The sequence below is a fragment of the Pedobacter nanyangensis genome, from assembly GCF_003313505.1.
In the GTDB taxonomy this organism is placed as follows: domain Bacteria; phylum Bacteroidota; class Bacteroidia; order Sphingobacteriales; family Sphingobacteriaceae; genus Pedobacter; species Pedobacter nanyangensis.
Genome location: NZ_QMHO01000014.1, coordinates 55940 through 77616, shown reverse-complemented (window position 1 = coordinate 77616; position 21677 = coordinate 55940). Strand labels below are relative to the sequence as shown.

The following is a 21677-nucleotide window of genomic DNA, read 5'->3' as shown; positions in this document are numbered from 1 at the left end:
GAGCTTTAACCAAATTTAACCACGAACGGAAATCCTTATAAATGAAAAGATACAGTCTGCTTGCCTGCTCTCTTATGCTCCTCTTTCAGAGTGTTTTTGCCATTGATGTTTCAAAGTACAGGTTTCATATTATGCCCGAAACTTCTTATTACGGCGGAATCCAAAGCATTGCGAAAGACAGTTTGGGAAGAATGTGGTACACGGGACCAGATGCGCTTTTCATGTATGATGGGAACAATTTTTACCAACTGAACGATATTGTTTTTTCCATTAAACCCAAAGTGAAATGGGGCTTCGGTTCGGTAATCAGGGATAAAAAGGGAAATTTATTCCTGAGCACTGGACATGGTTTGCTGAAATTCAATTACGACAAATTTTCGTTTGAGGTGGTGATTGATGGAAAGGTACGTTCACTTTGTTTAAATGGCGATGGCAAATTGTACATGTTGTCTGCCGATAGTTTGAAACGATATGATCCGCAAACCAATAAAACCGATGGTTTTGTTTTGCCCAAAAATCAATCTTTCAACAACCTCATCAGTTTAAATGGCAGCGTTTACATTACACAGGATGCCGTTTTGCAAAAAGTGGATATGGCCAAAAGGAAATTTATTCCTTTTGCCAATTTTGGAGGCTCAACAAATGCCGTAAACGATGCGTTGAACTACCAAGGGTTATACTATTTTTTAACCCAGCGTGGCGGGATTTTTGTGACTGACGGCACAGGCGCAGTTCAAAAAAATATTCCTGTAGTAATTAATGGCACCAAATCTTTTATCTCCAAAAAACTTTATATAGACCAAACAGGCGTGATATGGGTGGCAGCCCAGGCCGGGCTTTTCCTTTATGATCCGGCAAAGGAAAGCAGCAATTTTTTACGCATGAATTTGAATGACGCTTTTTCCCTGCCCAATAACTCTATTTGGACCATTTACCCCGATCCCGATCAAGGTGCGTGGATAGGTACTTACGGCGGTAAAATTGCTTATTGCTCTCTGTACGATTCACGGGTGCGGTATTTTAATCCCAGTCCGGGCGGCTTAAGTCATCCTATTGTGAGCAGCTTCCAGGAAGATCATCAGGGGAATATCTGGATCGGGACCGAAGGTGGAGGACTCAATTGTTGGAATAGGCAAAGTGACACCTTCAGGCATTTTGTAAAATCGGCGGGCAATTCGCCCAATTCCAACATGATCAAGCGGCTCAAATTTGATCCACAGGGCAAGCAGTTGTACATTTCGGCATTTAGTGGTGGAATTGGCACCTATAATGCGGCTAACGGAAATTTCGGTAGCCTTGATTTTATATCGCCCGAAAGCAAACAGCCCTTAACGGTTTACGATTTCGCTCGCGACCAGCAGGGCACTTGGTGGATGACCGATCCCGACAAATCGTTCTTTTATCGGAAAACAGCGCAAGGCCCCATAGAAATGACCAGGGTAATTGGCGCCAATGGCGAGAAATTGTATCTGGAAATTGAAGCCTTGTTTGTAGATAAGCAAAATCAGCTTTGCTTGGTTACCCATCAGGGTTTTTTTATTGTCGATCCCGGCACTCAAAAAGTACTGAAGCATTACATGATCAAAGACGCTTCGTATTCTGCCAATTACCTATGCAGTTTTTATCTGGCCTCTAACGGCGATTTATGGTTGGGGACCTTGGGAAAAGGGGTAAACGTACTTAAGCCCAATGGAAGTTACCTAAATTACAGCGGCACAAATGGCTTGCCGGCTAAAATGGTGTTTGGTATTTTGGAAGATAGTGCCTCTAAAAACATCTGGCTGAGCACCAGCGATGGACTTTACTATTATGATGCCAAAGCCAAAACGTTTGAAAAAGCAAGGTTTTATCAGGAAAATAGTTGCGGATCGTTCTACATCCGTGCCGCCTACAAAACAGCCAAGGGAGAGATGTTATTTGGCGGAACCAACGGATTTCTGCTTTTTGATCCTGCTTATTTAAATAAAAACCCGCAAAAGCCCAGGGTTTTCTTCACCGGGTTTTTCGTCAACAATAAACAAATCACCCCACAAACAGCGCAATCGCCGTTGGCGAAGGATATTGCCAGCTTATCTAACCAAAAGGAAAATAGGATCAGGCTCAGCAGTAAACAATCTAATGTCGAGATCAGGTTCTCGGCCGATAGTTATTTATCTGCCGATAAGAACCAGTTTGCCTATCGGATGAAGGGTTTGGGTACCAAATGGCAGGTGATCCACAACAACCAACGATCGGTGCAGTTTCTCAATCTGCCTAGCGGCGATTACACCTTTGAAATCAAGGCCTCTAATAATGATGGCCTTTGGGGCGATCAAATCTCGCAACTTTACATCCACGTAGATCCGCCTTTCTTTTTATCATGGTGGGCCTATTGTTTTTACACCGCACTCGCTTTTGCATTGTTGTTTTTCATCATCAGATACTATACCAACAAAAAAGTATTTAAGGAAAGACTAGCATTAGAAGCCTTGAAGGAAAAAAATATGCGGGAGCTCAACCAAGCTCGTACGGATTTCTTTACCAACATTTCCCATGATTTAAAAACACCGCTTACCTTGGTGATGCAACCGCTCAAACAGCTTAAAGAAACCTTGGGAACCAACGATAGTGCCAAAGGCTACATGGGCTTGATTGAAAAAAACGTGACCCGTATCCAACGGATGATCAGCCAATTGCTGCGCTTCAGAGAAATAGAAAGTCAGAAAATAACGCTCAATCCGCAAATTGGTGATTTCATCAACTTTGTGAGAGACGTTTTTGGGCTGTTTGAACTGTATGCCAATAAAAAGGAAATAGAAACCAATATTTCTGCTTATCAGGATAACCTGCAGGTGGCTTTTGATTATGATGTGATCGAGAAAATACTGACCAACCTATTTTCTAATGCCTTAAAATACACGCCAAATAAGGGTTATGTGGGGGTTCGCATCTATGCCGCTACTGATCAGGAAAAAACAAGGTTGCCGCAACCTTTGGTTGAGCAGGGCACGGCCTATATTTCCATTGAAGTGCTCAACAGCGGCGATGGTTTTTCGGAAGAGCAAATAGCCACCTTGTTTACGTCTTTTAACCGTCTCTCGTCACATCGGCCAACCTTTGAAGAAAGCTCAGGTTTAGGCTTGGCCATTGTGAAAGAACTGGTTGATGTGCTTGGCGGAAAAATATGGATGGTGAACAAGGCCGATAAGGTTTCCTTTACCATTATGTTGCCTTTAAAAACACAGGCCAGCTCTGGCGATATGCAATCGAACGTATATGATTATACCATTTCTGAAATAGACGACATTATGTTGGATGCTGCGGAACCAGAAAATTCTACCTCGAGCGCCAGAAAAGCCAACAGTTTATTGTTGATTGAGGATGATCCCGCCATGCGTGCTTACCTGGAGCAGCGATTGGCCGAAAAATACAACGTTTACACGGCCAGTGATGGCATGGAGGGTTTGATCAAGGCCGAAAAAATCTACCCGCAACTGATCATTACCGATTTGGTAATGCCCAACAAGAATGGATTTGAGGTTTGCCGTAGCTTACGCCACAACTTTAAAACCAGCCACATTCCAATCATCATGATTTCGGGCAATGGCGACGATCACCAGAATAAGATCAAAGCCCTGGAATATGGCGCAAGTGTATTTATTGATAAGCCTTTTGATGTAGATTATCTGTTGCAACAAATTGACACCATATTAAAGAACCAAAAGGAACTCAAAGAAAAATACAGCAAGCGCATACAGGTAGATCCTGCTAATGTGACCATTACCTCTATGGATGAGGAACTGTTGGTAAAGGCCATGAAAGTAATTGAACACAACATTGCGAACGCCAATTATTCGGTAGATGATTTTGTGTCGGACATGAATGTTGGGCGGACAATCCTCTACCAAAAAATCCACGACATTGTAGGCATGTCCATTAAAGAGTTTATTTTAAATATCCGATTGAAGAGAAGTGCTTACTTATTGGAAAAATCTGATTTAACCGTGGCCGAAGTAGCTTATCAGACAGGGTTTAACAATGCCAAGTACTTCAGTGTGTGCTTCAAAAAACAGTTCGAAATAAGTCCTTCGGAAATGAAGAAGAAATCTTCTATCGGTGCTGGGAAGAAATAACTGGATTGTTCATTCGTTCAATTGTTCACTGTCCATTCATTTCTGTCATCTATAATCCAGAGCACTACTTGTACCGAGATTTCGGTAGGGGAGGATCTTAAAGCATAATCGGCTTCAATATGCTCTAAGATCCCCGTTTTCACGGGAATGACGCTATGGGAACGGTACGGTTCCCAAAAGACTTACGAAGTTTTAAAACGGCGAAGCCCTCGGTTTTACCTTTGAGGATAATAGACAACTAAAGTTAAACTTCGTAAGTCTTCTACACCACAGGATCCTCATTTTCGTTATTGTCAGCTTTGCATTGACCGTTTTTTTAACCGTCATCCTGAATTTATTTCAGGATCTTAAAGCGATATGGGATAAAAACCTCTTCCTCGTCCTTCCAATGAATCGGAACAGGTACGCCTTGAAAAAGAGAGGGAATAGATCGTGCTAGGACATCAAGTATTGTTTCTATTAAAATTTGTGCTGGCTTTCTCAAACGGTTCTCGCTCCCTTTTAGCGAGAGAAACTGCACAGCGGAGAGAGGGGCTAGCTGCCCACGTACGAAAGCGAACCATTTCCGTACAAAAACGAACCCTTTCAAATTGCGTTTATGCTAGTTTTGGAAACACCAAATAAATCCTAAGACCTCGTATGAAAAATTATCTAGGCCTATTGGCCAGCAAGCAACAACGTATTTCCAAAACCAAAATAAATGAACAAGATGAGAAAAACTTTCTCTAAGCTATTTTTAATAGCACTCCTTATTACGGGCCAAACCAAAGCCCAATCCTTAAAAAATGTAGTGGATAAAGCCTTTGATTTTGCAGAACAACAAAGCTTGCTGATGGCTAAAAAGTACGAAAACCAGGCAGGCAGGTTGCCCAGGACTTTTGAAAATGGAAAAGATGTTTCTTCCGATTCCAGGTGGTGGTGCAGTGGTTTTTTCCCAGGGACACTTTGGTATTTATATGAGCATAACAAAAACCAGGAAGTGCTGAAATATGCCAAACTATATACCGATAGGGTAGAGCGAGAGAAATATACCACCGACAACCATGACGTAGGATTTATGCTCTACTGCAGTTTCGGGAATGGCTTGCGCCTTACTGGCCAGGAGCGTTATAAGGAAGTGCTGCTTACTGGTGCAAAATCGTTAGCTACCCGTTTTGACCCAAAGGTAGGTTTGATCCGTTCATGGGACGATCGAAAAGACATTTGGCAATATCCGGTAATTATTGATAACCTGATGAATCTTGAATTGATGTTATGGGCCGCTGATTATTCCAAAGACGAAAACTTCAGAAAAATAGCACTGTCCCATGCGGATAAAACCATTGTACATCATTTTCGCCCCGATTATAGCTCATATCACGTAGTTTCGTACGATCGGGAAACAGGTGTTCCACACAGAAAACAGACCCATCAAGGCGCTGGCGACGAATCGGCCTGGAGCCGTGGACAGGCCTGGGGCTTATATGGCTACACCTATCTTTATCGTGAAACAAAAGACAAACGTTATCTGGAACAGGCTAAAAGTATCGCCAATTTCCTAATCAACCATCCGCAAATGCCCCAAAATTTTATCCCCTACTGGGATTATAATGCGCCGCAAATTCCCAATACGCCTCGTGATGCTTCGGCAGCTTGTATCATGGCATCGGCCCTAGTGGAATTGAGCGATTTTGTGGATGCTGGCTTGAAAAAGAAATACATGGCCGTAGTAGATACACAAATTAGGACCCTTTCATCGGCAGAATATACGGCAAGGCCAGGAGAAAACGGAGATTTCATCCTCAAACACAGTACCGGAGCTTACCCTTTCAAGTCTGAAATTGATGCGCCGCTAACCTACGCTGATTATTATTACCTGGAGGCATTAACCCGATTAAAGAAAAGGTTATAAATATTTGCCAAATAATAGAAAAAACAGCTATTCTTACTTTAAAATATCGTTACTACAACCATGTTAATCTCAAGGAAAGTATTCTTAGTGTGCTGCATCTGCATGTACGGTTTCACCGCTTTAATGGCAGCCAGCAACCAAAAACCAACGGAAACTGATCTTAGTCCCAATAGGTATTCCAAAGGCTCCCAAACCGAGCGGATACAAAAGGCCATCAATGACGCCAAAAAAACAACGAGAAAGGTGGTTATCCCCAGATATGATGCCATCGCAAAAACTGATATATGGTTGATAGATGAGGCTATTTTAGTTCCCGGAGATTTCGAATTGGAGCTCAATAACTGCAAAATCAAGCTGTCGGATAAATGTAGGGACAACTTCATCCGTTCGGAAAATGCCGGATTGGGCATTTCTACCCTCGAACCTTTAAAAAATATCAAGATCATAGGCAAAGGCAATGTACTTTTAGAGGGGGCCAATAACCCACGCGCTACAGGCGACCACAATAAAACACTATCCAAATCGCCAAACGGTTTTGGCCAGTCGTACGGAAGCGATGCCGACAAGCCAAACGAGAACCAAAAAGGCGGTTGGCGCAACCACGCCATGATACTGGCCTATGTAGACGGCTTTGAAATTAGCGGTATCGTTTTGAAAGATTACCATGCCCATGGCCTGGTTTTGGAACGTTGTAGTAACGGCCAAGTAAAGGATATTACCTTTAACGTAAGGCAGGCGGTCAATGTGGCGGGCGCCGACCGTCAGGTGCTGAACCAGGACGGTTTGGGCATAAGGTTTGGTTGTAAGAATATCATCATTGCCAATTGCAAAGGCAAAAGTGGCGATGATTTTATCAATATCGGTTTAACCGATACCGGGGTAGAGGCCGGCAAGGAAAATGTAAACGTGGTAAGTGGCTCTGTATATCGGGGAGAAATAGATAACATTTCAAATATTTATCTTCAAAACTGGCAGGATTTTTATTCCATTTCACACCGTTCCATCCGTATTATGCCCGTGGGCAAATTAAGGATAAAGAACGTGTTCATCGAAAACATGATCATCAGCCCTTTGGCTAAACAGGGCTTGGTGGTTGAGTATGCAGCCAATGTTACGGGGCTGTTTGTAAGGAACATCATTAGCCACCACCCCATAAAAGCACAGGGAATTTCCCATGCCAGCTTTAGAGATATTTTATATATCGGTAACGGAGAGCCTATCGTGGCGAAATTTGGTGAAACGGTAGTTGTTGACAACGTTAAAACCATTGCGCAATAAGCCAATTTTCTATTAAGCAAGCCATTTTTTTCCTTATGGAGGTATAAAAATGTACACATTCCATCTGGTTGTACAAAACCAAACCATTTTCGTACAAAAACGAACCCTACGGATGTTTGATGTATATAGTTTTGTTGTAACCAATTGTACAACCTAAGACCAAGTATGAAAACTAACCAACTCATCATTTTAGCAATTGCTAGTGAACAGGCCCGTCCAAAATCGAGCATTCAGCGCATAATCAATAAGCTGCCTCGTTATCAGTTTTTAATTTCTGCAAACTATCAGGCAGGTAGTTTAACAAACCGGTTGTGGGCAGTGCTTAAGGCTGTTTGGATGAAATAAGCAGCGCTTTTGAGCGGTCTCGTTGCCGAGGCTCCAAATATCATTTTATGGATAAATAAAGTTGGTGCAGCAATGCAAGATACAACCCGCACCAACGATAAGAAATAGAAGTTGAACCAAACAAAACCAGTGCCTATCGTAAAATTTAAATGAACCAAGCTTTTTCGCTCCATATCAGTTGAGCGGAACATAAATGATAAATTTTTAATGCTAACCAATATAAAACTAAATGATAAAAGAACTACACATCAAGCTCAAGAGCTGGCTCATGATGGTGGCCATACTGCTGATGGCAACAAATTATGGCTTTTCACAACAAACAGATCAAATTAGAATTAAAGGAAAGGTTACCGACGAGAAGGGAGAAGTGCTGGTTGGCGTATCGGTAATCATCAAGGGAACAAAAAACGGAACTTCTACAGATGCTGACGGAAACTATGCCCTACAGGCAGCTCCTACAGCTACTTTGGTGTTTTCCTACATTGGTTTTGACCCGCAAGAAATCAAGGTTAATCCTACAGGCATAATCAACGTGAAAATGTCGGGAGATAAAACCTTGGACCAGATCGTGGTAATAGGCTACGGTACGGCCAAGAAAAAGGACCTCACCGGCGGTTTGGCCGTAGTGGGAAAAGAGCAGCTGAGCATGGTATCTACCCCTAACTTGATGGACCGCCTGGTGGGACAGGTGGCCGGTTTTACCATTACCACCGCCAATGCTGCCCCCGGGGCTAGCCAAAGTTTGCTGATCCGTGGCGAAAACTCCATACAGGCTGATAACAAGCCGTTGATTATTTTAGATGGAATACCTTATAGTGGTACCCTTAGCGATCTTGATCCAAACAATATCGAAAACCTAAGTATCTTAAAAGATGCATCGGCGGCCGCTATTTACGGCTCTCGTGCATCAAACGGTATTATCCTGATCCAAACCAAACGAGGTTCATTAGGCAAGGCACAAGTGGCTTATCGCGGGCAGTTGGGCATGGCCGAACCCATGCAAACCATTGATGTGATGGGGCCAAACGAATATATCCGTTTTCAACAGGATATTGGAAGGTTGAGGCAAGGCTTTAGCGGATCTTTATTAGACCCCATTGCCGGAGATATCATCAGTGTAACCGAACGCGGAAACTACGCCAAGGGAATTACCCACGATTGGCAGGACTATGTGTTTAGAAGAGCATTAACCACCGACCACCAATTGAGTATTTCTGGTGGAACAGAAACCACCAAATACATGGCATCACTAGCCGCTTTGCAACAAGATGGGGTAGTATACAATTCACGCTTGTCTCGTTTAAACATGACCACCAATATTGATCAAACCTTCAACAAATGGTTAACCATTGGGATAGGTATGCAATACACCCGCAGAAGCGATGGCGGCATTACGCCCAATCTTGAGCACGCCATTAAGCAAAGTCCTTATGGTAGCTACAAGGATGCCTCAGGGAATTATGTGCCTGAACCCATGGAATATTCGTTGATTGTAAATCCAATGCGTAATGTAAATGCCGTTCAGGATATCATCAATCACAACTTTTTCCTTTCTGGCTATGCCGATATAAAGTTGCCGGTTAAGGGCCTTTCCTTGCGCTCAAATTTTGGCTACAACTATAGAAACGGCTTTAACGGTACCTATTACGGAAGAGATACCTTCGACGGCAGGGAACAAGGTACCCAAGTGGGTGGAAAAGCTTCAATAAGCAATTCGCAGTACACTGATTATACCTGGGAAAACCTGTTGAAATATGAACGCGAATTTGGTGATCACCGTTTTGAAGCCACAGGCTTGTTCAGTATGCAGCAAACAAAGCAGGTAAGCTCCTCTCAAAGTGGCGAAGGCTACCTTACCGATGATTCGGAATATTTTATGATAGGTTCTGCGGCACGTAATATCATCATCAATTCAGGCTTGGTCGAAAACGCAATGCTATCATACATGGGCCGTTTGAACTATAGCTACAAGGGCAGGTACCTGTTAACGCTAACAGGCCGTACAGATGGTTCTTCGGTTTTTGGAGTGAACAACAAATATGCATTTTTCCCCGTAGCGGCCCTAGCTTGGCATATTGGCGACGAAAGCTTCCTGAAAAACAAGGTAAGCTGGCTGGATATGCTTAAACTGCGTGTTTCGTACGGTGCCAATGGTAACCAGGCCATCAGAGAGTACCAAACCTTAGACCGCTTGTACTCAAACGTGAAATATATATGGGGCGATGACGGCGTTGCGGTAAATACAGCATACCTTGCCAATGATGGGATCGGTAACCCTAGTTTAAAATGGGAAACCACTTATTCTGCCAACCTCGGTATCGACTTTCAGCTGTTTAAAAACAGATTGAGCGGTACAATAGACATGTATAGTTCCAGAACCAAAGATTTGCTCATGCAGCGTGCTGTTCCAATCATGAACGGTTATGGTAGGATTTGGGATAACATTGGCGAAACACAAAACCGAGGAATTGAGGTAACACTAAATACCGTTAACGTTGATGTGCGAAATTTCAAATGGAGCTCTACAGCAGTACTTTCTTTAAACCGCGACAAAATTGTGGAACTAAGGGGCGACGGAAAAGATGACATCGGAAACAATTGGTACATCGGCAAGCCGTTAAGGGTATTTTTTGATCAAAACATGATTGGTGTATGGCAAAACGGAGAAACACCTAATGTTGCGGGCGCAGTACCTGGTTCGGCCAAGCTGGAAGATTTGGACGGCAACGGAATTATTGATGCCCGTGATAGGAAAGTGATCGGCTCTAAAAATCCACGTTACACGGCTTCACTTGCCAACAGGCTAAGCTATAAAAACTTTTATGCATCAGCTTTGGTAACTGGCGTTTTTGGCGTATGGCGTGATGACCACATGGCCAACATCGGCGCATGGACCTTTGGAATTACCAATTATGTGCATGGTGCCAACTACTGGACTCCTGAAAATCCAAATGCTACCATTGTTTCTCCCGGCTATCTAAATCCCGTGGGACATGGCTACTATAAAAAAGTGAACTATGTACAAGTTAGGAATATCACTTTCGGATATAGAGTTCCGCAAAGCGTTGCCAAAAAAATAGGCGTAAGTGGTATTGATGTAAATGCCAGCGTAAATAACCTGCACACTTTCTCCAACATCCGACAAGTGCTTAACTACGACAATACCTGGATGGCATCGTATCCAACAGCTCGTTCATATATGTTCGGTCTAAACGTAAACTTTTAATTTAATACCACATGAAAATGAAAAATATAATCAAAGCAAGTATTGCACTTACCATATTGTTCTCGTCGGGTGGCTGTAAAAAGTTTTTAGAAGAAGATTTGAAGACAGCACTTGCCCCAACCAATACTTATACCAGTACCTATGGGTTTGAAGTAGGCAGTACCGGACTTTACGCATTAACGCGTTCAGAATATAATACCTATGGCGAAGGCGGAGCCTATATCCACAACGGTGCCGCTCCTTATGAAGCCTTGCAGGCAGCTACCGATATTGCTGATGTTATTAATAGCGACGCCTCGTTAATGGCCTTTGCCAACCTAACCCTCACCCCATCCGAAAGATTTGTAGGAACCTATTGGAATTGGGCCTACAGCTTAATTTCTTCGGCAAACCTGATGCTCGTTTATGCCGATAAAAATACCAATTGGGACTTGCCAACAGACAAAGCTCGTTTTCAGGCCGAAGCCCGTTTCTTTAGGGCCTATGCCTACCGTACCCTGGTTTATTTATATGGTGACGTGCCCTACGTAGAAACCATTCTGTACGATTTCAAACTTAATTTTGAGCGCACCCCTAAAGCCGAAGTAATTGCGCACATGGTAGATGACCTCAAATTTGCCGTTGACCATTTGCCAACAAACCCAGATGCCAGTACTTTGAAAGAAGGAAAATTAACCAAATGGGCGGCAAGCCACCTGTTAAGCGAAATCTATTTGCTGCAGGGCAATTACCCAGAAGCAGAAAAGGCAGCCTTGGCGGTAATCAACAGCGGATATTACAACCTGATGAAAACCAGATTTGGCGTAAATAAAGACAAACCCGGGGATGTATTCAGCGATATGTTCCTAGAAAACAATCAAAATAGAAAAAGCGGCAACAAAGAAAGTATCTGGGTATTGCAGTTCCAATTTAACGTGATTGGCGGCGGCACCAATTCCGATGATTGGACACGCAGGGCCTGGATTCCAAACTACTCGTCAATCAGCGGATTTGTACTAGCCGATACGTTGGGCGGCCGTGGTATTGCCCAACTGGTACCTATGAAATGGTGGATGGGCACAAACCGTACCAACGCCACCGGAAATGTTGCGGGTATTTTTAACACCAATGATATCCGAAATTCAAATTATAACATTAAACGTGATTGGTACTACAACAATGCTGGTGACGCCGCCCTATATGGAAAGAAAGCCGCAATTACCGAGCAAACTTGGTTTACAACCAAAACATTGTTCCCTGCAATTACCAAGTTTTTCTACGGACGTACCGAAAACCTAAGTTTAACCGGCAGCTACAAAGACCGCATGAAATTTCGCCTGGCCGAAACTTACCTGCTATTGGCCGAAGCTTATCTCGGACAAAATAACCCTTCGAAAGCTGCTGATGCCGTAAACGAAGTGCGCAGGAGAGCCGGTGCCGGAGATGTGGCGGCCGCACAAATGAACATGGATTATCTGTTGGATGAACGTATCAGGGAATTGGTAGGTGAGGAAAGCAGAAGATTTACCTTGGTGCGTACCAAAAAATATGTGGAACGTGTGAAAGCCTATAACACCGCAATTAAAGACAAGGTGAATGAAAACCATGCACTATGGCCAATTCCACAGGCAATCAGAGATTCGAATAGAGATGCTCCATTCCCGCAAAACCCAGGATACGGCAACTAACCACAATGTTGTAAAAAAAATAAACAGATGAAAAGAACAAACTATTTAAATAGAACCTTATTGTTTTTGAGCTTTGTACTTTGCCTTTCGGCCTGTAAAAAGGGAATCAACGACATTCCAAAAGTTCAAGAAAAAATGGAACTCAAGGCCTCGGCGGCAAATATTGCGCTCGATGAAAATAACCTTGGAAAAGATATCGTCACTTTCAGTTGGACACCTGCCAGGCCGCAGTCTGATGACCACATGGTATCGTACACAACCAGTTTAGATGTATTGGGCAATAACTTTGGCTCATCAACCGCTATCTTTACTTATGAAGACGACGGCGTATTTAGCCGAAGCTTCACCTCAGAACAGTTGCAGAACTGGGCAAATGAAAAATGGGGAATACCAGCCAACAAATCTTTTACCCTGGAGTTTAGGGTAGTGGCCGAATGGCAAGGTGGTGCAACCTTTGAAGCTCCCGAAGTACGTACCATACGCGTAGTGGTAACGCCAATTAAAACCGTAGTTTTTGATGCCGATAAAGTATTTTTGGCCGGAAGCGCCATTCAGGGCATTAATAAAATCGAAATGCCGGCAACCTTGGAAAACCTTAACCAATACGCTTATGTATTGAATTTACAGCCAGGTGACCTCGAAATCCCAGTAGAGTTCAACGGAACTACCAACTACATTGTAGCGGCAGATGCCAGCACCACACTTAAAGATGGACAGGCAGTACCGATTAAAATGCGTGAAGCCAAATTTGCATGGAAGATAGAAACAGCCGGCGAGTACCGCGTAGTGGTAAACATGCAAAAAGCCACAGCAACCATCTACTCGCCTGCGCAGGCGCTAACCCCAAGGGTAGTTACTTGGAATGGCGACGGCGGCGTAGTATACAACACTACAGTTGCCGAGTTATGGATGCACGGACAAATCAACAGTTGGGGCGCCCCAATTAAAATGGACTGTAAAGTAAGTTTGGCCGACCCGCAAGTACTTGTATATACTGGCGGCAGGGTTGGAAAAGCCAAGTTTATTGTATATGGTGGTACGGATAATAATAAGAACTTGGCCTACGCCTTTACCGCTCCCGTAAGTGGTACCGGCACAGCGCAGGAACTTACGCTGATCCTAGGAAAAGTGACCGAATTGGCGGGCGGAACCACCAGTGCGCAGCGCAACTCCTATTACACTATTCCCGCAACCACCAATGTGCTGATTTTTGATTTACGGAACAACACTATCCTAGCAGAGAAACGCTAAATCAAAACCTGTAAAAATGCTGGAGTATAAATTAAATTTAAGGTTACTCAAAATGAAAAAACAAAACTATAAAATAGCAGGCCTAAAAACGTTGGCCGCAATCATGTGCCTCCTGGTTTTTGCCTGTAAAAAAAACAAGGAAGATGAGGCTACAAAAGCCCAGGGAACATTGGTAAAACCTAACTATAACAGGAGTTCCGTATTCCGCAACCCTTTAAACGGATGGGTGATGTATGGCTCGGGATCTGGCCTGGAAAGCTATTGGGATACGGAATATTATGTGCCAGATTTGGGAAAAAGGGTGAAGGCTATTGATTATGCTTCGGCCTGCTACATCCGTACCAACTGGGCTACATTTAACCCTGCTAACGGGGTTTACGCATGGCGAGACCCCAGTACGGCAATCTATAAAATGATTAAAGGTGCCGAAAGCAGAGGTTTGCCCATCTCTTTTCGTATTGTAGTAGACGGCCGCGACCAAGGATTGAATACCCCGCAATTTGTGTTTGACGCAGGTGCGAAATTTTACCTGGAAAATGCCGCCTATCCTACACGCAAAACCCCATACCCACAAGATCCCGTTTTCAGGCAGTATTACACCAAATTTATCGAAGAGCTGGCCAAGGATTTTAACGATCCAAAGAAAACGGCATTCATTGACGCCTACGGTTTGGGAAAATGGGGCGAGGCGCATAACGTCGTCTATTTTGATCCAGCGGCTAGCACACCTGTCGCAAAAATTGAAGAAGCCAAAGAAGAAGTGATGGACTGGATATCTGACCTTTACACCAGAACATTCACCAAAATTCCTTTGGCCATAAACTACCATAGGGTAGTGGGAGATCCCGTAAGCTGGGGCTCAGCCAATCCTAATTCAGAAAGATTACTTGTCAAATTGATCAACAAAGGATACAGCCTTCGCCAAGATGCTTTTGGCATGACCGACTACTACCAAACTTGGGAAAAGAATTTTGCCAAAGCCTGGAATTTTAAACGTCCAATTTTGATGGAAGGCGGCTGGATCACCAGCGGCACCCACCGTTATTGGACTGATCCAAGCGGCAAGTACCGCGAAGGCCATCCCGAAGATGTGCGGAAAGGGGAATTTGATGCCTCCTTAGAAGCTGCCGTAAATACCATGGATTTCCGTATTGGAGATATTGAAAGCTGGTTTGCTAAGTCATTTACCTTGGTGCAGCGCTTTGTTTCTGAAGGCGGCTATCGCTTATATCCGGATCAGGTTTACCTGCCAGAAAAACTCAACAGCAATACCGAAACCACCATTACGCACCGTTGGAGAAATATGGGCTGGGGCTATTTCCCTAATAATATTCCGCAGTGGAACTTTAAGTATAAGGTAGCTTTTGCCTTGTTAGATGGTAGTGGCGCTGTGAAAAAGGTATTGCTGGATAAAGCCAGTGAGCCTTCAACGTGGATGAAAAATGCACCCACAAAGTATGAGCTAAAAGCCAACGTAGATGTGCCTGCCGGAACATATACCTGGGCCGTGGCCATTGTTGATACCACCGACGGCAATAAGCCAGGGATAAAACTATCTGTAAACGGCGACATCACGCCTGAAGGATGGTTAAAGCTCATTAACGTACAAGTACAGTAAATAAGAAATCATTTAAATGAAACAGGGCCGTAACGAAAGTTGCGGCTTTGTCGTTTAAGTACTTCCTGTTATTCAGCGCGTAACCAGGAACCCCATAGCAGCTACGCAGTAAATCTCATTTGAGCGCACTTAAACAGCCAATGAACCAAGGAGAAAATTATCAAATAACCAAGCCATCAATCAGCGCAATCTGCGGAAGAACAAAAAACAATGAGCGCCTTCGCTGCATGACAAAAATGAATGGACAATGAACAATTGAACTATTTTTTATGCTCCAACTTCTATATTTGTGTATGTCCACATCCAAATTAGCTAGCTGCCGCCGTAACAAAGGGTTAAGTCAAGAACAATTATCCGCTCTATCTGGCGTAAGTGTCCGAACAATCCAACGGATCGAGAAAGGTGCCGTAGAGGCCCACTTGGCTACGCTCAAATTATTGGCAGATGTTTTGGATGTAGACGTAGCGACCCTCTTGGAAACCGAGCCCACGGCAAACCCTGCACCATTAACCAAGCCTGGCAATTTAACGCCGCTGTTTCACGCTTCGGCTTTAATAGGGATGTTTTTTCCCATTCTCAACATCATTATCCCCGGCGTTTTGTGGTTCCTGAAAAAAAACGAGTTGCCCGAATACGACCGCCAAGGCAAGCAGGTCATCAACTTCCAGCTCACCATGTCATTTGCTTTTGTTCCCGCTATTTTTCTATTGATATTCTTTTTCCCGATAGGTTTCCCCTTAGCGTTATTGGTTTATTTTTACACCATGGCGATGTGTTTGATCAACCTGTTCAGGGCCATCAATAGCCAGCCTATTCGTTACCCATTATCCTATAGTTTTTTAAAATAATGGCCTTTAATGAGGCAAAAGGCCCAAAGTGACGTAAAGGTGTCGGGTACTTGTCGTTGAAACAAACGATATGCCATCCTAAATTTGTCCTAAACAATTTAAAAGATGAAAAACCTACTTACGCTTGCTTTTGCACTTTACCTATTTCCTTTATTTGCTCAACATGCCGCCACGGTAAAACACCTCAATGGCCAATCGGTAAGTACCTACGCCCTCCAAAAAACAATAGCCCGCTTGGTAGATAGTGCCCGCATTGCCGGATTACAGGTGGCCATCATCAACAACCATAAAACCGTATGGACCTCTAGTTTTGGCTTTAAGGATGTAGAAAACCAAAAACCTTTGAACGATAGCACCGTAATGTATGCGGCTTCCCTAACCAAGCCAGTAAGTGCCTATATTTTCCTGCGTTTGGCTGATCGTGGAATATTCAAGTTAGATCAACCTGTGCATACCTATTTAAAAAAACCTATAGCCGAATATCCCAAATGGAAAGACTTGGCCGAAGATACCGTTTCGTTCAATTTAATTACGCCCCGGATGTTATTGGCGCATCGTTCAGGCTTACCCGTGCTGCGTCAATTATATGGCAATAAAGCCAGTTTAATAGCCAGGCCGGGCCAAAAATTTTACTATTCCAACGAGGGCATCAATCTGTTGGGGTTTATGATAGAAGAATATACCGGTAAACCCCTTGAATTGATTGCCCAAGAGGAAGTTTTTGGCCCACTGCAAATGGCTGGCACCGGCATGATTTGGCAAAAGCCCTTTGAAAGCAATTTTTCCTATGCCTATTTTAAAGATGGCAAAAAATACGGCTCAGAAAGAAGGCAAAGCAGCCGTGCGGCAGGTTCAATGTCAACCACCGCTCGCGATTATGCCCGTTTTTACCTCCAGTTAATGGCCAGCAAAGGCTTAAGCAAAGCCAGCCTTCAGCAAATGTTAAGTGCGCAAATTGCGGTAACCAGCAAACGTGGTTTTGGTAGCTTGAAAGACAGTTTGACCCATGAAAACGATGCCATTAAATTAGCCTGGGGCCTGGGAATAGGTTTGTTCCAATCGCCTTATGGCAAGGCATTTTTTCATACCGGGCACGGCGATGCCAACCAGAATTATGCCGTAGCCTTTCCCGAAAAAGGAATAGCGGTGGTGTTGTTGAGCAACAGCGAAAATTTTGAAAGTGTTAGCGCACAAATAGTAAAAGCCTGTATAGGCGATACCTATTCGCCTTTTAAATGGCTGGGCCATTTAGATCGTTAATAAGTCCATTAAGCTAAAACCCTCGCAGGTATTGGAACCTGCGAGCTTTTGGTGGCCATGTACGCCAATCCCTAGTTAATCAAATCGTCGTTTTTTACGCCTTTTTTCTTCGAAAGATTTTCTTTCAGCTTGCCAAAGTTATAAGTAAAGCCTATATAGGTTACCCTAAATGGGGTTTGGGTACGTAGGCTGTTGCTAAAGTTGCGATCTTCGGTAAACGAGTAATTATTTCGCCATTTGGCAAAAAAATTATTAAAATTAACTGTCGTGCTAAGTTTGTCTTTGAAAAATTTGCATCCAAAGTTGATCTGATAGTAATGGATTGCCTTTTGGCTATTTACCAGCGTAAAGGGAGGCCGGTTAATACCGCCGCTGCCGCTAATGGAGAAGCTCTTGTAAAGCGATAGGTAGAAAAAAGTACCTAAATTTCCGCTAATGCCGTCCTGTTGCTGGCTGGCAATCAAAGTATTTTCGATTTTGTTGTAACGAACCATTACATTAACGCCTCCTCTCAATTTTTTGATCGAAGAGGAGAAAGCAATTAAAGAGGCAATTTCTCGGTTTCGGCCTATGTTATCATATTGTGTGGTACTCACGCCCGAAATTTCATCAAACGTGGTGTACTGTGTAATCATATTGCCGGAGTAGGATGCCGTAAGTGAAAAGGAAAAAAAACTGGCTCCCTTTAAAACTCGGTTTTGCCATGATAGCGTGTGCATCGTTTGTGCGCCAAGTTCAGGGTTGCCAAAAGAAAGGTTTAATGGATCGTTGTTCTGAATAAAAGGATTGAGCGTGTTAATGTAAGGGCGCTGCAGGCGCTTGGTGTAGCCAAGTATCATGGTATAGCCTTTGCCAAGCTGGGTATTTACGGAAAAATCCGGAATAAAGGTTGTGTAACTTTGCTTAACCTTGGTGTTGGTGTTAAAAAAATCGCCATCTACTTCGGTATGTTCTGCCCTAAGTCCCGTTCTGAAATTAAGTTTTCCCAAAGAAAAAGCTACGGAGCCATAGCCGCCATACACTTGTTGCTGATAGGCAAAACTGTCAGAATTGGAAGCATCGGGTTCAAAAGGCAGCTCTTGGGCAGTGCGGCTCAGGCTTAGATAGTTGGCATCTGCATCTCTAAAAATAAATTTGGCACCGGTTTCAAATTTTAACGATGGCCCAATGGGCTGGATAAAATCCGTTTGTACGGTGTACTCCCTATTTTTCGAATAATTGTCGTTTTTCCTGAAAAGATCCCCGTTGGTGCGGTCCATTAAACTATTGTTAAGCCCATCATTTTTGCTGAACAGGCCATTAAACCTAAAACTCAGTTCCTTCTCCGGATGGCTCTTGAATTTCTTGATAAAATCGCTGCCAAGGCCGTAAGTTGGAAAATTATTTCGGATGTTTTGGGTGAAAAAATCAAGCTGCGGCGCTGCGTTGGCCACCGCTGTAGTAATGGTTTGTGCCAAGCTGCTTTTGTTGTGGCCACCACTTACGTTGCCATAAATAACTATGGTTTGCAGGCTATCGAGGTTGTAGCTCATCTCCAGGTTGCCGTTGTTTAAAAAGCGGTTGGTTACCTGCTGGCCTACTAAAAATCGTTTTTGATAAACAGAAGGTTGTAGAGATAGCGTTTCGTTAAACACCTTTGACTGGTTATTGTAATTGCCACTTAAAAAGTAAGTTCCCGTAATGGCAAATTTGCCTGAGCGCACACTAAAATTGGTACTCGTTTGGTAATTGATGTTGGAGTAGTACGCATTTACAAAACCATTATAACCAACAATGGCCTTTTTGGTAATGATGTTGATCAAACCCCCAATACCCTCGGCATCATATTTGGCCGAAGGCGAGGTAATGACTTCTATTTTGGCAACCACCGCCCCCGGAAAGCCCTTTAGCGCATCCCTGGTATTTTGGGCAAACATGGCGGTTTCACGCCCATTCAGCAAAACTTTATAATTGGTTTGCCCGTTTAGTTGCACATTGCCTTCGCCATCTACACTTAACATCGGCACCCGTCGCATTACATCGCTAATATTTTCGCCTTTGGCCGCCTCATCTTGCTCCACATCATAAACCAATTTGTCTTTTTGCTGGCTAATTAGTGGTTTTTTGCCAATTATGGCAACCTGCTTGAGCTGGTTGGCTATGGGTTGGAGCAAAAAGAGGGCGGGAGGTAAACCGCTGGATATAATTTTGATTTTTTGCGTCTGCGGCGCATAACCAACAAGTTGTACCGAAATTTGATAAACTCCGGTGTCTAAATTAAGTGTAAACATGCCCAAGGTATCAGAAGCAGTATGGATTGCCGAGCTTTTGAGTTGCGAAACTTTTTGGAAACTTGCCCTTGCGTAAGGAATTGCTTGTAGGTTAATGCTGTCTTTAACTATTCCCTGAAACTTGATTTTTTCTTGGGCATTTACTATTTGTGTAGCCAAAAAGGTTAAAAATAACGTGATCACCCATTGGTTAGCTCGGATTTTAAGTGGAATATCTTGTAGGAAATTTATTTTCATCGATAAAGATTTTCATAAAAGACGAGACCATTTTTCGCTTCGTTGCATGAAGGATTTATTTTTTACGAAATTTTTCGTATATGTTCATTTGCTACTCAAAAAACCAATTTTTATTTTGGTTGATGCATGGCCTTGAGTTTTTGGAGAACGGGCAGGCAGATTAAACAGGCTTGTTTTTGGCAACTTCAGTTATTCAGGGCCTAACAGTGGCCTTCCAAAGGCCTCAGTCAATTGTTTTAACGGCAAGTTTGGGCTTCGAAAGCGCAAACTTGCAGTCTCGGAACACTAATGAGCATGCTTTAAGTCCAACGGAGCTTGCTCACCATGCAAAGCGCATTTTAGGTGTACAGCGGTTATTTGTTTGAAAACTAAACGGATTCAGGTTTGCACCCGCTATGTAAATGGCGGCCGTAAACAAAATTTGTCCAAAAAGACCATTACAAACCTTGCCTTAAATCAAAATTTATTATTTTAAGCCCAAATATTTGATCATAAACGCTCATGCCGCTAAAATGGCCGGCTTTCTAACTTAAAACCATGGGATTATTTGATTTTTTTAAACCAAAGAAAAAACGAATTGACGATGAAACGTTCTATTCACAACAATATCGGGTAGAGATTTTGGCATTGGCCCGGATGATCTATTTTGAACAAAAGCTAAAGTACGAAAATGTGGAGATTGCCCTGCAAAAAGAAGGCTTGGATGCTCAGCAAATTGCCCAGGTGGTTGATGATTTGAAACGCTTGAACGAGAATGCAGTAAAAGATTTTGATCAGGCCGTTGATTCTGGCGAAATTGTAGACATTAAATTTACCCCTAATCCGGAGCATACCAAAGGAAACGTAGAACCCGACCAAGTGGACAGGTACATTGGCTACGGCGCCTATCAAATGGAAAGAGGTGATTTTGACAATGCCCTCGAGTTGTTTGATAAGGCGTTGGAACTGGATGAAAATGCCACGCTGGCCTATGCCAATAAGGGCTCCCTTTATGCCCAAAGAGGAGATCGGGAACAGGCCTTGGCATGTTTTAACAAGGCCTTGAAATTAGAACCGAACCATCTTTTTGTGTTGGAAAATAAAATGGACCTGCTTTATGAAACGATGACTGCAGAAACTGAAGGCGAGTTTATCCAACTCGTACAAAAAATTCTCGAAAACGATCCCGACCATCCCAATGCGCTCATTTATATTATTCAGTTCCATCTTAAAAATGGCCAATTTCAGGATGCCCTGTCATCGGTAAAAAAACTTTTTGCCAACTATCATAGCGAACACATCGCTATTCAGTTGCTGATTACTACTTTTTCGGCGTTGCCGGAAGCTGATGCCATAGCCGAATTTGACCATTATCATCAAAAATTAACACCAAATGCCCAATATCAATTGGGTTACTGTAAAGGGTTGTACCTGCAAGGCCAGCAAAAATTTGAAGAAGCTATCGCTGTTTTTGAAGGACTGAATAAGCTTGAGCCCTTTTCCTGGAATTACTATCAAATGGCCATTATCAAAAACCTACAGTCGAAAACCGAAGAAAGCCTGGCCTTGCTGGAACAAACTTTTAGCATGGAGCCCGAATTGAAGAAAGATGCCAAAAAGTTTCCACACCTTCAAAACTTATGGAACGACCCTAGTTTTATCGCTTTGACCAGATAATTTTTACGCCGCACCTGG

At 43.2% G+C, this 21677-nt stretch carries 12 protein-coding genes; 11 read left to right on the top strand and 1 reads right to left on the bottom strand.

All coding sequences use genetic code 11. The features are described 5' to 3' along the window. The first annotated feature begins 41 nt into the window (after nucleotides 1–41). From DUT71_RS17900 to DUT71_RS17850, 10 genes are all read left to right on the top strand, one after another. Nucleotides 42–4112, top strand: a complete 4071-nt coding sequence (locus tag DUT71_RS17900; RefSeq protein ID WP_205313986.1) for a hybrid sensor histidine kinase/response regulator transcription factor — start codon at nucleotides 42–44, stop codon at nucleotides 4110–4112. 700 nt (nucleotides 4113–4812) lie between these two features. Next, a complete protein-coding gene (locus DUT71_RS17890) occupies nucleotides 4813–6003 on the top strand; it encodes a glycoside hydrolase family 88 protein (protein WP_113663917.1) in 1191 nt (396 codons plus the stop codon). Nucleotides 6004–6126: 123 nt separating this feature from the next. After that, nucleotides 6127–7281, top strand: a complete 1155-nt coding sequence (locus DUT71_RS17885) for a glycosyl hydrolase family 28 protein (RefSeq protein ID WP_162796109.1) — start codon at nucleotides 6127–6129, stop codon at nucleotides 7279–7281. A gap of 165 nt (nucleotides 7282–7446) precedes the next feature. Beyond that, a complete protein-coding gene (locus tag DUT71_RS17880) occupies nucleotides 7447–7626 on the top strand; it encodes a hypothetical protein (RefSeq protein WP_113663915.1) in 180 nt (59 codons plus the stop codon). Nucleotides 7627–7855: 229 nt separating this feature from the next. Further along, a complete protein-coding gene (locus DUT71_RS17875; protein WP_113663914.1) occupies nucleotides 7856–10852 on the top strand; it encodes a SusC/RagA family TonB-linked outer membrane protein in 2997 nt (998 codons plus the stop codon). 17 nt (nucleotides 10853–10869) lie between these two features. Further along, complete coding sequence (locus DUT71_RS17870; protein ID WP_113663930.1) at nucleotides 10870–12519, top strand: RagB/SusD family nutrient uptake outer membrane protein; 1650 nt, start codon at nucleotides 10870–10872, stop codon at nucleotides 12517–12519. A 27-nt stretch (nucleotides 12520–12546) separates the two neighbouring features. Further along, nucleotides 12547–13770 carry a SusE domain-containing protein gene (locus DUT71_RS17865; RefSeq protein ID WP_113663913.1) on the top strand — a complete coding sequence of 408 codons (1224 nt, stop codon included), beginning with the start codon at nucleotides 12547–12549 and terminating at the stop codon, nucleotides 13768–13770. Nucleotides 13771–13822: 52 nt separating this feature from the next. Further along, the gene (locus tag DUT71_RS17860; RefSeq protein WP_113663929.1) at nucleotides 13823–15388 is read left to right on the top strand and encodes a DUF4832 domain-containing protein; all 1566 of its coding nucleotides are present in this window, start codon (nucleotides 13823–13825) and stop codon (nucleotides 15386–15388) included. A gap of 293 nt (nucleotides 15389–15681) precedes the next feature. Continuing rightward, the gene (locus DUT71_RS17855; protein ID WP_162796108.1) at nucleotides 15682–16236 is read left to right on the top strand and encodes a helix-turn-helix domain-containing protein; all 555 of its coding nucleotides are present in this window, start codon (nucleotides 15682–15684) and stop codon (nucleotides 16234–16236) included. A gap of 105 nt (nucleotides 16237–16341) precedes the next feature. Beyond that, nucleotides 16342–17496, top strand: coding sequence for a serine hydrolase domain-containing protein (locus tag DUT71_RS17850; RefSeq protein WP_113663911.1), 1155 nt, complete (start codon nucleotides 16342–16344; stop codon nucleotides 17494–17496). A gap of 71 nt (nucleotides 17497–17567) precedes the next feature. Here the strand turns inward: DUT71_RS17850 and DUT71_RS17845 are convergent, their stop codons facing one another. Then, nucleotides 17568–20003 carry an outer membrane beta-barrel protein gene (locus tag DUT71_RS17845; protein WP_113663910.1) on the bottom strand — a complete coding sequence of 812 codons (2436 nt, stop codon included), beginning with the start codon at nucleotides 20001–20003 and terminating at the stop codon, nucleotides 17568–17570. A gap of 537 nt (nucleotides 20004–20540) precedes the next feature. Between DUT71_RS17845 and DUT71_RS17840 the strand changes: the two genes are divergently transcribed. Then, nucleotides 20541–21659: a tetratricopeptide repeat protein gene (locus DUT71_RS17840; protein ID WP_113663909.1), complete on the top strand. Its 1119-nt coding sequence runs from the start codon at nucleotides 20541–20543 to the stop codon at nucleotides 21657–21659. Nucleotides 21660–21677: the final 18 nt, after the last annotated feature.